The 11,924-nt window shown below is 72.0% G+C and carries 8 protein-coding genes and 2 pseudogenes; 2 read left to right on the top strand and 8 right to left on the bottom strand.

Annotation, left to right across the window (positions count from 1 at the left end):
* Positions 1-257: 257 nt before the first annotated feature.
* From ACIBCM_RS05525 to ACIBCM_RS05535, 3 genes and pseudogenes are all read right to left on the bottom strand, one after another.
* Positions 258-1,073, bottom strand: coding sequence for an enoyl-CoA hydratase/isomerase family protein (locus tag ACIBCM_RS05525; protein WP_399240495.1), 816 nt, complete (start codon positions 1,071-1,073; stop codon positions 258-260).
* A gap of 292 nt (positions 1,074-1,365) precedes the next feature.
* On the bottom strand, positions 1,366-2,625 hold the full coding sequence (locus ACIBCM_RS05530) for a CaiB/BaiF CoA transferase family protein (protein ID WP_399240497.1): 1,260 nt from the start codon (positions 2,623-2,625) through the stop codon (positions 1,366-1,368).
* A gap of 12 nt (positions 2,626-2,637) precedes the next feature.
* Positions 2,638-3,509, bottom strand: a pseudogene (locus ACIBCM_RS05535) (amidase).
* A gap of 304 nt (positions 3,510-3,813) precedes the next feature.
* Here ACIBCM_RS05535 and ACIBCM_RS05540 point away from each other — a divergent pair.
* Positions 3,814-6,005 (top strand): annotated as a pseudogene (locus ACIBCM_RS05540) (MMPL family transporter).
* A gap of 262 nt (positions 6,006-6,267) precedes the next feature.
* Here the strand turns inward: ACIBCM_RS05540 and ACIBCM_RS05545 are convergent.
* The 3 genes from ACIBCM_RS05545 to ACIBCM_RS05555 form a co-directional block, all read right to left on the bottom strand.
* The gene (locus tag ACIBCM_RS05545; RefSeq protein ID WP_399240499.1) at positions 6,268-6,396 is read right to left on the bottom strand and encodes a DUF6126 family protein; all 129 of its coding nucleotides are present in this window, start codon (positions 6,394-6,396) and stop codon (positions 6,268-6,270) included.
* 322 nt (positions 6,397-6,718) lie between these two features.
* Entirely contained in the window at positions 6,719-6,898 is a 180-nt protein-coding gene (locus tag ACIBCM_RS05550; protein ID WP_399240501.1) for a hypothetical protein, read from the bottom strand.
* Positions 6,899-7,386: 488 nt separating this feature from the next.
* Positions 7,387-8,397, bottom strand: coding sequence for a polyprenyl synthetase family protein (locus tag ACIBCM_RS05555; RefSeq protein ID WP_399240503.1), 1,011 nt, complete (start codon positions 8,395-8,397; stop codon positions 7,387-7,389).
* 472 nt (positions 8,398-8,869) lie between these two features.
* Between ACIBCM_RS05555 and ACIBCM_RS05560 the strand changes: the two genes are divergently transcribed.
* Entirely contained in the window at positions 8,870-9,616 is a 747-nt protein-coding gene (locus tag ACIBCM_RS05560; RefSeq protein WP_399240505.1) for a DUF817 domain-containing protein, read from the top strand.
* A gap of 87 nt (positions 9,617-9,703) precedes the next feature.
* Here ACIBCM_RS05560 and ACIBCM_RS05565 read toward each other — a convergent pair whose 3' ends face one another.
* On the bottom strand, positions 9,704-10,603 hold the full coding sequence (locus ACIBCM_RS05565) for a DNA ligase (protein WP_399240507.1): 900 nt from the start codon (positions 10,601-10,603) through the stop codon (positions 9,704-9,706).
* A gap of 440 nt (positions 10,604-11,043) precedes the next feature.
* The gene (locus ACIBCM_RS05570; RefSeq protein WP_399240509.1) at positions 11,044-11,853 is read right to left on the bottom strand and encodes a helix-turn-helix domain-containing protein; all 810 of its coding nucleotides are present in this window, start codon (positions 11,851-11,853) and stop codon (positions 11,044-11,046) included.
* Positions 11,854-11,924 lie beyond the last annotated feature (71 nt).

The following is an 11,924-nucleotide window of genomic DNA, read 5'->3' on the forward strand; positions in this document are numbered from 1 at the left end:
TCGTGGTGGCCGTGCGTGGTGAGTGGCGTTGCCTCGGTGAAGTGAAGCGCCGTTCGTGCGGTGTCGCGCCGTCCATCGGGCTCGCCGGCCGCACCCCTGTGTGTCCCGTCCCCGCGTCCCGCCCCTGTGTCAGTGGCCGGGGCAGGCGCCGGTGTCAGAGAGCGGTGCGGGGATCCGGTGTCCGGGTGCGGTGTGTCGCGGAGCCGCGCCCGCGGTTCCGTTGTCACGGACAGGTGCCCCGAACCCGTCCCCACGGGTCAGCGGTCGGCGGAGAAGAAGTTGGGCGGACGCTTCTCGACGAAGGCCTTCAGCGCCTCCTCGACATCGTCCTTCGCCTGCGCGCAGGCCATCAGCCGGTCTCCCTCGACGGGCAGATAATCGCCGAGCGACAGCGTGAGCGCGGCCTGGAGGTTCTGCCGGGCCGAACGCATCGCGACCGGAGCCGAGTCGGCGATCGTCCGTGCCGTCGCCCGCACCCGGTCGCCCAGCTCGTCCGGTGCGCTCACCCCGTTCACCAGGCCCCAGCCGAGGAGTTCGTCGCCGCGCACCTTGGGCGACAGCAGCAGCAGTTCCCTGGCGCGGGCCGGGCCGACCACCCGGGTGAGCAGCCACGACATGCCCAGATCGCCGGAGAAGGCGACCTTCAGAAACGCCGTGCTCATCACCGTGTCCGTCGAGGCATAGCGGAAGTCGCACCCGAGGGCCAGGGACATCCCCGCCCCGGCGCAGCCGCCCCGGATCTCGGCGACGGTCGGCGTGTTCATCTCATACATGAAGTGAACCAGCCGGGTGAAGCGCAGCAGCAGGGTCCTGGAGGACGTGGTGGACGCCTTGGTCAGGGCCCTTTCGTGGTCGTTGGCCCGCGCCGACTGCTCGGCGCCGACACAGAAGTTGCCACCGCTGCCGGTGAGGACGACCGCCCGCACCTCGTCGTCGCTCTCCGCGCGTTCCAGCGCGTCCAGCAGGGCGTCGCCGAGTGCGGGGTTGATGGCGTTGCGGCGGTGGGGCGGTTCAGGGTGATGGTGGCGATGCCCTCGCTCGCGCGGTACAGGACAGGCTCTGACATGGTTCACCCAATCTCGTTCGGGTCTGGTGGGACGGAGGAGACAACGGGGACGGCCGGGGGCGCGGGACGGGCGCGGCGGCCGGACCGCAGGAAGGGAACGGGTGCGGGGAAGGGGCTGGGAGAGGGCGGGCGCGGTGTGCGGAACCCGGGTCGTACGGGCGCGTTGTACGGAACCGGGGGCCTCCGGGCCCGGTGCCTGCGGGCGCGGGCCGGGAGCGCACCGCGGGGGCGGATGAGCCGCCGCCCCCGAGCCGTATGCCCCCGCCCGAGCTGCATGCCTCGGCCCCGCGCCGTAGGTCTCAGCCGGGCGCCGGGGCGTTCGCCGGCTCGACGACGACCTCCGCGTCCAGGAGTTCCTGGATCCGCGCGGTGTCGTACCCCGCCTCCGTGAGGACCTCGCGGCCGTGCTCACCCAGGACGGGCGCCAGCCGCCGGTGCTCGACACCGCGGTCGCCGAACCTCATCGGGATACGGCTGACCCGGATCCCGCCCTCGGTCGGATGCTCCCGGCGCCGGAACAGCCCGACGGCCCGCGAGTGCGGATCCTCCAGCGTCTCGGTGACGGTCAGCACCGGGGCGTGGGCGATTCCCGCCTCCGTGAGCGCCCGCATCCACTCGGCCGAGGTACGCCCGGCGATCTCGGCCTCCAGCATCCGGTACAGCTCGTCGGCGTTCACCGTACGGTGGCCGATGGTGTCGAACCGTTCGTCCTCGCACAGTTCCGGCTTCCCGATCAACTCGAAGAAGCGGTGCCACTGCCGGTCCGTATAGGGCAGGACGGCGAGATGGCCGTCGGCGGTCGCGTACGGCCTGCGGTAGGGGGTCTCACTGCGCGGATAGCCCGGGGGGCCGGTCGGCGGGTCGAAGACGGTGCCGCCCTGGGTCTCGATCGCCAGATTGGTGACCATGGTCTCGAACATCGGCACCTCGACGATCTGGCCCTCACCGGTGCGCTCCCTGGCGAAGAGCCCGGCGAGAAGGGCACCGAAGCCGAAGACACCCACGAGCTTGTCGGCGATCGCCGTCTTGACATACGCGGGCGAGCCACCGGGCCCTCCCTGTACGGACGCGAGGCCGCACATCGCCTGGATCACATCGTCGTACGCGGCGAGGTCGCGGTAGGGGCCGTCCTGGCCGAAGCCGTTCATGGTGCAGTAGACGATCCCCGGGTTGACGGCCATCACGTCCTGGCTCTCCAGGCCGAGCTTCGCCCGGGCCGCGGGCCGCATGTTCGTCAGAAAGACGTCGGCGGAGGCGATCAGCCGTCCGAGAACCTCCTTGGCCGCCTCGGTGGTCAGATCCATGGCGATGCTTCTCTTGCCGTGATTGGCGTTGAGGAAGACCGGCCCCATGGCGTTGTGCCGGCGCGGGCCCACATAGCGTGCGACATCGCCCTGCGGCAACTCGACCTTGATGACGTCGGCGCCGAGCCCGCCGAGCAGCATCGTGGCGTAGGGGCCCATGAACGTGGTGGTGAGATCGATGACACGGATTCCGTCCAGGGGAAGCCGTACGGGGTCGGAGGGGTCCGGCGTCTGCGCCGAGCCGTCTTCGGACACTGCGATCACCTCTCAGATGTCGGATGCGGGGGCGGACGGCGTTCCCGGCCCGCCGGGGAGGGACGGCAGCCCCGGAGTGCGCAGATGCCAGTCGGTGGCCTGCTGGAAGGCGTCACCCGCCCGCAGCACCAGCGCCTCCTCGAAGGGGCGGCCCGCGATCTGGAGTCCCAGGGGAAGCCCGGCCTCCGTGAACCCCATCGGCACCGACAGCACCGGGTTGCCCGTGCTGTTCCAGTACGGGGTGCAGACCGGGCCGAAGGCGCCGGTCAGCCGGGGCACGACGGGCCGGGTCATGTCGTCGACCGTCGGCGCGCCCGCCCCGCAGGTCGGGGTGACGATCAGATCGACCCCCTCGTCCGGCGCGAACACCGCCGCGAGAGCGTTCTGCCCCCGCCGGCGTACCCGCTGGGCCTGTACGTAGTCGGCGCCGGAGAAGTGGATTGCGGCCGCGATCCTGAGCCGGGTGGTACGGAAGAGGCCGTCCCAGTGCCGGGCGAGCCGTTCCCGGTGGTAGGCGAACGCCTCGCTGACCAGCGTCACATGGGCGGCCCTCGTCAGCTCGTCGTACAGCGGCAGCTCCAGGTCCACCACCTCGGCCCCGAGCCCCTGAGGGCGTCGACCGCGCGGCCGAAGACCGCGGGGAGAGCGGGGTCCTCCGCCTGCCCGCCGATCCGGGACAGCCGGTCGACACCGATCCGCAGCCCGCCCAGATCGCCCGAGAGGGCCGCCGGGTAGTCGTCCACGGGTACGTCGGCCGACGAGGGGTCGCCGGGGTGGCGGCCCGCGAGCACACCGAGCAATACGGCGCAGTCGCGGGCCGAGGCGGCCATCGGGCCGACGTGGTCGAGCGAGTGGCCGAGCGGTACGCACCCCGACTTCGGCACCCGTCCGAAGGTGGGCTTGAGGCCGCTGACCCCGCAGACTCGTCACACCCGGCTGGCTCGGCTGACCCGATGCCCCGGCCCGCGGCGCGGGTCCCCGGGACTCGGGGCCCGCTCCGGGGGCGCCCCAGCCCCGGTCGGGCCCGACGAGCCCGGCGCGGGTTGCATCCGGCCCGCCAACCCGGGGTGTACGACCGGGGGTCAGCCACCCCGCAGGACGTATCCACGGTGACATCCGGCGGCCGACGCGGCGGCGGAGGCCGACGGCCACTGTGGGTGTGTGACCGCACACGAGACAGAATCGACCATGAACCGGGGGACGGCGGAGTCCGTCCCCACCGCACCGCCGAAGGAAGGAGTCTTCGCACGCGTCGCTGCCTTCTCCCACCGCCGTCGCCGGCTCGCCCTCACCCTCTGGCTCGTCGTGATGGCCGGGGTCTGGGCCGTGGCCTCGGCCACCGGCGGCGACTACCGCGAGGACTTCGCCCTGCCGGGCACCGAGTCCCAGGCCGCCGCGGCGGATCTGCTGGCCGAACACGGGGCCGCGCGCACCGGCGACACGCTTCAGATCGTGCTCCGGGCCGAGGACGGTCTGCGTACGCCGGACGTCCGGCAGCGGGTGGACACGATGCTCACCGAGGTCGCCGAACAGCCCCGGGTCACCCAGGTGCGCAGCCTCTACGACGACGCGTCCGCCATCGCGCCCGACGGCGTGATCGGCTATGCGACGGTCACGCTGGACGTGCCCTCCACCGAGATGACGAAGGCGGACACCGAGCGGATCCACGAGGTCATCCAGCGGGCGGACGGCGACGGGCTCCGGGCCGAACTCGGCGGTGACGCGGCGAGACTGCTGGCCGCGGGAGGCGGCGGCGCGGCCGAGGGGGCGGGGCTGCTCGCCGCCCTGGTGATCCTCGTCCTCATGTTCGGCTCGGTCATCGCCGCCGGACTGCCCGTCATCACCGCGGTCTTCGCCGTGGGCACCACCCTCGGTGCCATCGTCCTCGCCTCCCATCTGGTCACCATCGCCGACTACACCCCCTTCCTGATGATGCTGGTCGGCCTGGGCGTCGGTATCGACTACGCGCTGCTGATCTTCGCCCGCTACCGGACGGAACTGGTGAACGGCCGGACGCCGGTGCGCGCGACGGTGGCGGCCCTGGACGCCGCGGGCCGGTCGGTCTTCTTCGCGGGGTGCACGGTCATCCTGGCCCTGCTCGGCCTGGTCGCACTCGGACTCGGTTCCCTCCGGGGCGTGGCACTGTCGGTGGCGCTCACCGTGCTGGTGACGATGGTCGCGTCGCTGACCCTGCTGCCCGCCCTGCTGGGTGTCTTCGGCCATCGGTTCGTCCGCGGGTTCACCGCCCGCGCGGCCAGGCGGGCGGCCAGGGGCAGGCCGCCCGAGGGGCAGCGGTGGCGCGCTCTCGCCACCGTGGTGCAGCGTCGGCCGCTGGTCGCCCTGCTGCTCGCGGGCGTCACACTCGGAGCCCTCGCCCTGCCCGCCCTCTCGATGAGGCTCGGCTTCGCCGACGCGGGCAACGACGCCCCCGAGAGCACCAGCCGGCAGGCGTACGACCTGCTGGCGGAAGGCTTCGGCCCCGGTTTCAGCGGCCCCCTGCTCGTGGTGGTCGACGGCACCGGGGGCACGGACGCGGCCGGGCCCGCGGGGGAGGCGGTCCGGGTCCTCAGCGGTGTTCCGGGCATCGAGGCGGTCTCCCCGCCGGTGCCCACCGAGAACCCCGAGGTCGTGGCGGTGATCGCCTTCCCGGACTCCTCGCCTCAGGACGAGGCCACCTCCGAACGGGTCGGCGCACTGCGGGACGACGTACTGCCCGGTCTGTCGCAGCGGACGGGGGCCGACTATCTGGTCGGCGGATCGACCGCCGCGGCCGAGGACTACTCCGCCAAGGTCGCCGGGCGCATGCCCCTGTTCGTCACCATCGTCGTGGGCCTCTCGGTCCTCCTGCTGATGGCCGTGTTCCGTTCGGTGCTGATCCCCCTGAAGGCCGCCCTGCTGAATCTGCTCAGCATCGGCGCCGCGCTCGGCGCGATCACCCTGGTGTTCCAGCACGGCTGGTTCGGGGTGGAACCGGGTCCCATCGAGGCCTTCCTCCCTGTGATGATCTTCGCCATCGTCTTCGGTCTCTCCATGGACTACGAGATCTTCCTGGTCTCCCGTATGCACGAGGAGTGGGTACGCACCCGGGACGGCGCCCGCGCGGTGCGCGAGGGCCTGGCGCCCACACCGGATCGGTCATCAGCGCCGCCGGGGCCATCATGATCGTGGTCTTCGGTGCCTTCATGCTGAGCTCCGAACGGATGCTCCAGCAGACGGGGTTCGGTATGGCGGTCGCCATCTTCGTCGACGCGGTGATCATCCGCTGTCTGGTCGTCCCGGCTGCGATGCAGCTGATGGGCCGCCGCGCCTGGTGGCTGCCGGCGCCGCTGGAACGGCTGCTGCCGAAGGTGGAGCTGGAGAAGAAGCCGGAGAGGAACTGAGGGGCACGGCCCCGGTTTCGCACCCTGATGGACCCGTGCCCGGCACCCGCGGGGCCCGCGATCGGCGGGCCCCGCGGGTGCGGTCCCCGTCCGTTCGGAGACCTGGCGGGCGCCGCCGTCCGTCCGGGCACGCGTCCGGATTGCACGGACGGCGGTCGATGACATCGCCGTACACGAGCGGGCGGCGACCTCGGACCTCAGGGGATCCGGGTGGGGCTCCGGTCTACGGAGTCCTGGCCGACGGGGGAGCCGGCCAGGCCCGCTACTTCCGGGCGTTCTCGCCCACAGAGGTCAGCAGCCAGATGAATCCGGCGAACAGATGAGTACCAAAAACACAGTTGAGGACGCGCAGCGTCACACCGCGCCCCTTCCACCGCTCCGTCTGCCTCACGGGTGCGGTCCGCCTCGTGCTGTCCGTCACCACCGCCCCGGTCCGTACGGCTCCCGGGCGGGACGCTCAGGCGCGCTGCCCGCCCGGTGGGCCGCCGCGGGACCGCTCAGGGACTCGTGGGGACAGGCTCCGGCGCGACGACCGGCGCACGGACGGGCCCGAGGACCCGGTGGCACACGCCGAGCCGGTGGTGATGGAAGAGCCGATGGCGCCGGAATGGCCGGAGGCGTGGGAACGGCCGGGGGCGCCTGCCGAACCGTGGACCCGGGGAGCGAGGCCGTCCGCGTGTCGCCCGCCCCGGAGACGGCCGAGCGCGCTGCGGTCATGTCGGCTGCACCCCCTCGTCCGAGGTGACGCCGTTGTTGCGCGCGATCCGCAGCGCGTCCTCCAACTCCTCGGCCGCCTCGGCCGTTTCGAAGACGTCCTGTGCGACACGGGCGGCCTCCAGCCGGATCCGCGCCCGCCGGATCCGCTCTAAGGCCGCGTCCTGGAACTCGCCCATGCTGCTCCTACCCCGGCCCTTGGGCCGATTAGACAGCTGATGAATTGCACAACTCTGCAAGCCTAGGGGCTGCCCCTCACGGCCCGTTCGGCGCCCGTCCCTTACGCCGAGCGCACCCGTGCGGGCGGTGCGTACGGCCTCCGGGGTGTCGTCGGTGATCGGTTTATGCCCCGGCACCGTACTGCCCTACACCCGTGTTCTCGTGGTGACGGGAGAGGCACGCCGGACATCAGCCAGGAGGTTCGGCGCCTCTCGGCGCCGGCCGGGATCACGGAGCGCCTCGAAGCCTCCGCCCGGGGCAGGCTCCTGGTCGGGCCGCTCACAGGCCCCGGCCGCCTCCCCGGACAGGGGAAGCGGGCGCGGTCCGTCCGTCCCGTGGCTGTCCGGAATCGGGTGCGCCCGGTCTGTCGAACCATCGGTTCAGGGAGCGGTCCGGCTGTCCGGTCCGCCGGAGGGGTCCTTACGGCATACCGTCGCCGCCGGTCCGCTCAGCTCTGGCCCGGAGCCGCCTCGGCGCGGACGGCTTCCGCCCCGAGCAGCATCCGCGAGGACTGGTCCACGAGGTGGCGCAGCGCCGGCAGATACCGCTCGTCACCGCCGAGATCGTCGAGCAGACGGTGGGCCCCGTCACGGAACCCGGAGATGTCCTCGCGGTACCGGTGGAGGGCGGCGGGCTCCAGCAGCAGTCCGGTCAGTTCCGCCCTTGCCCCGTGGGAGTGCCGTGAGGCGCCGCACAGGGTCCGGATCCGTTCCTTCGACCGCGGTGGGGCCACTTCGAGGGCGCAGGCGAGCAGATAGGTCACGGTGCCGTTGAGCAGGTCCTCGTTGCGGCCGGTCAGAATGTCCTCCTGATCGTTGAAGATCTGCCACAGAATCCCGAAGACACAGCCGAACTCCCGCCACAGTTCGACTCTCCCGGTGTTCGCGCCCGAGACGATCGCGGCCATCGCCGTCACCATGCCGAAGGGGGAGCCCGACTTGCGCCGGTACACCGTCGTCACGGAATCGCGGGTGGCCCGGCCGCTGTCACCGCGGATATCGCTCAGCTGTCCCTCGATGGCCCCTGTCCAGCCGCCGGCGACCTCGGTCGTCAGAGCGCCCCGCACCGACTCGGGAATCCGCGGTGACCGGATGATGTGCAGGGGGAGGATATGTCCGCTGATCACCGTGGCGAGCAGTGCCTCGTCCTCGCTGAGGGCACCCGCGACGGCCGCGCCCGCGCCGTCGGCCAGATCGTCGAGATAGCACGCCGAGGTCCACCACAGCACATGCACGGCCGACACCGGTAGGGCGGGGCCGGGCGCTCCGGTCTCGGCGGCGTGCACCAGGAGCGGCAGTACCGAGAGGGGGTGCTTCAACTCCCGGTGCCGCAGAAGTTCGGTGACCGCGTTCCCGATCGCGTCCGACGCCGGGCCGAGCCGTTCGAGAGCGGCGGTGATCTCCGCCTCGATGTCCGGGGAGACTTGCCGGTGCAGGTCCAGGTACGTCAGGGAACTCACGCAGTGACCTCCGTCTGAGAATGTCATTCCGTGACCGGTGTTGCGTTGATTTCCTCCGTGCCGACACTAGGACCTGATTCGATCAGTTCGAATAGGGCGGAGCTAGAGCGACTTTCGGACTGCCTCGGGCAGTCCCGGGGTCTTCCCGCCTGCCGTCCCGCGGTCCGCACACCGGCCCGCGACACACCGCCCGTTGGCGGCTCGGGACCGGCCGGACGTGCCGAACCGAACCGGCGAACGGCCGGTGGCGCGCCCCTCGGGACGGGCCCGGCTCCCCGGAGCGGGCGCCTGCGCCAAAGGCCGTACTCCGTCGGCCGCATGGCATCGTCCCCTGCGTTTCCCGCCATCGGTGAACACCGGCCGCGACCGGGAAACCTTGGCCGGGAACCACCCCCTCGGCCGGGGCGTCGTCCCCGGGAGATCCCGGTGCCCTGGCAAGGCCCGGACGGTGTCGTCGGGAGGCCGGGGGCCGTTGAGACAGCTGATGGTGTTCGCGTGGATCCAGGCGCGGTGCTGTGTGTTCGCCGTCGCCCTGTTCGCGGGGATGGCGGTGTCGGAGGTGCTTCCGGGGCTGCCCGTGCCACGCTACGACCTGCTGCTGGTCTACGGGCTGGCGCTGACCGGGTTCGGCTGTCTGCTGGTGTGGGAGACCCGGCGCGAGGTGGCGGTCGTCGCCGTCTGCCATGTGCTGGGGTTCCTCTTCGAAGTGGTCAAGGTGCGGGTCGGCTCATGGAGTTATCCCGAGCCGGCCCTGACCGTGGTCGCGGGTGTCCCGCTGTACGGCGGATTCATGTACGCGGCCGTCGGCAGCTATGTCTGCCGGGCGTGGCGCCTGTTCGATCTGGGGCTGTCGGGCTACCGGCCGAGGACGACCGCCGTACTGGCCGTCGGGCTGTACATCAACTTTCTGAGCCATCACTGGCTGCCCGATCTGCGCTGGGTCCTCGGAGGGCTGCTCCTGCTGGCGGGCTGGGGCTCCTGGGTGCACTTCACGGTCGACGGCCGGCGTCTTCGTATGCCGGTCGGGCTCTCCTTCGTGCTGATCGGCTTCTTCCTCTGGCTCGCCGAGAACATCGCCACCTACTTCGGGGCCTGGAGATACCCGCACCAGCTCGAATCCTGGGAACCCGTCTCCCTCTCCAAGTGGGCGTCCTGGGCCCTGCTGATCAGCGTCACCTTCGTGATCGCGGGTGCCCGGCGTGCGGACGCACGGGACTGAGGACCAAGCCCCGGCGTCCCATGGGGCCGTGCGGGGTGTTGCGGTACGCGGGCGGCGCACGGCCACCACCGCAGCGGCGTCGACGGGTCAGCCGTCGGAGCGTATGCGGACGAAGCGGGCCGTTTCCTGGCGGCCGGAGACCTGGAGGAGTTCGACGGGGAGCGGTTCGGTGAGCATCCGCACGGGGCCGTCGGGGTGGTCCACCCGGTCGCCCAGGCGATCGCGCACCGCCTCTGCGATCCCCCGGGACTGCACGGCGCTCAGACGCGGTGAGGTCACCAGCGTCCGGCCGCCGGGGAGGCCGACCAGGAGCGCCCGGGGCCGCTCCACCGGGCCGAACACCCCGAGGAGCGTGCCGTCCCTGGTGTCCGTGTGACGGACCTTGCGCCAGGCCCAGGTGGCACCCGGCCGGTAGGCCGAGGCCAGCGACTTGGCCACGATTCCCTCCACGCCCACGGCCCTCATGTCGTGGAACCAGGTCCGGGCGGTCTCCTCGTCGGTCGTCGCCAGCACCCGCTGGAGCGGTGGCCCGATGTCGTGCAGCGCGGCCCCGAGCAGCTCCCAGCGCTTCTCCAGGGACAGGGCCCTGGTGTCCCGGCCGGGGACGGCGAGGATGTCGAACGCGATGTAGGACACCGGGACCCCCGACCGCACCCGGTCGGCGTGGGACCGCAGCAGATCGGTGAAGCTCAGCCGGCCTTCCCGGAACGCGCACAGCTCACCGTCGAGCACGATGCCCGGCGGCAGGCTCTCCCCCAGATACGCGGCGATATCGGGGAAGTCCGGGGCGAGGTCACGGCGTGAACGCGACTGGAGGACGACCCGGCCGCCGCCGAGGACGAAGGCGACGGCACGGAATCCGTCGAGCTTCAGGGAGTACTGGAGCCCGCCGGGTGACCCGGCCGGCGCGGGGATCTCGTCCACGGACCTCGGCCGCATCACATCGACGGGTGGCCGCAGGACCACATCGGGCGCGTTGTCATCCATACCGCCAGGTTCGACCCGCCGGGGCCCGTGTGCGAGGGGAGCGTGCCGCCCGTACGGCCCCGCCCGTCAACGGCGCGCGGGAGGCGCCCCTCATGGGAGGGGTTTACCGGTACGGGCACCGATGGTGTTCGCGATGTCACTTAGCGTATGCGGAGGTGGTCGGCCAGGGGTCACACCCCCGGGCTCCCGGCGGGAGAGCCCATCCGGACCATCGCATCGTGGGGCGGGCGCGGAGAGACCGGTGAGCAGCCGACGCCCGCTCACGGAGCGGTGAAGGAGCCCGTCATCGGCCGACACCGATGACGGGCTCCAGCCGTACGGGACGGCCCGGCGCAGGGCAGGGACCGGCGCGGAACCAGGGCCCGGGCGCGGACACGGAGGCAGGGGCCGGCGCGGGAGCAGGGCCCGGGACGGTGCCGGCGGTACGGGACAGGCCCGTGTCAGTCCGCGTGGACGACGACCGAGACCGCCCGGACCTCCTCGCCCGTCATATTGCGGTACTGGTGCGGTGTCGCCGGGTCGAAGGCCAGCGAGTCCCCGGCCTCCAGCACATAGGTCTCGAAACCCACGTCCGCGTGCAGGGTCCCCTGGAGGACGAGCTGGTACTCCCGGCCGTCGTGCCGGATCGGGCAGCGGGTGTCGGTCGATCTGCCGTAGGGCGCGTAGACGACTTCGAGGAAGTCGACCCGGGCGTCCTGCTGAGGGGTCAGCCGTTCCCAGCGGACACCGCTGGCCAGATCGATGGTCCGGCGGCGGCCCCCGCGCTGCACGATCGTCTCCGTCGCCGGTGCCAGTCCGGGACCGGTCGCCGGTGCGCCCGCGCTCGCCCCGCCCTGCGGAACATTCGCCCCCGGCGCCGTCGTACTCCCGGCGGGTTCATCGGTCTCCGCGCCCTCGGTCCCCAGCCGGGTCGTACCGTTCGCGGGCGTGCCGACGGCGGCGAACAGAGGCGATGTGTCCCTGCCGCCCCGTGGCGGTGGCGCGACCTGGGGCGCCCGTGGCCGGGAGGCGGGGGCGGACGCCTCCTCCGCGTCCGCGACGCCGAAGAGATAGTCCAGCGAGATGTCGAGCGCGTTCGCGATGCCGTAGACGACACCGGCCGAAGGGGCCGTCTGGCCGCGCTCGACCTGGGAGATCAGGCTCGCGGAACAGCCGGCGAGCCGGCCCAGCTCCCGTAGTGACATACCTCGTTCGGAGCGGACTCTTCTGAGCCGTGCACCGAGACCGGGGCTTCCCCCCTCGGGCTTCATCGGGCCTCCCGATCGCTGTGATCCGGCATGTTCGCGCACTGGACAACCGTACAGGACTGCACGTTACTGCA

The organism is Streptomyces sp. NPDC051018 (genome assembly GCF_044456085.1).
In the GTDB taxonomy this organism is placed as follows: domain Bacteria; phylum Actinomycetota; class Actinomycetes; order Streptomycetales; family Streptomycetaceae; genus Streptomyces.

Bases quoted from the DNA above. Each gene is read 5' to 3' on its own strand.
- ACIBCM_RS05550 (WP_399240501.1), bottom strand. From the start codon at position 6,898: ATGGGCGAGTTCCAGGACGCGGCCTTAGAGCGGATCCGGCGGGCGCGG.
- ACIBCM_RS05565 (WP_399240507.1), bottom strand. From the start codon at position 10,603: ATGGATGACAACGCGCCCGATGTGGTCCTGCGGCCACCCGTCGATGTG.
- ACIBCM_RS05570 (WP_399240509.1), bottom strand. From the start codon at position 11,853: ATGAAGCCCGAGGGGGGAAGCCCCGGTCTCGGTGCACGGCTCAGAAGA.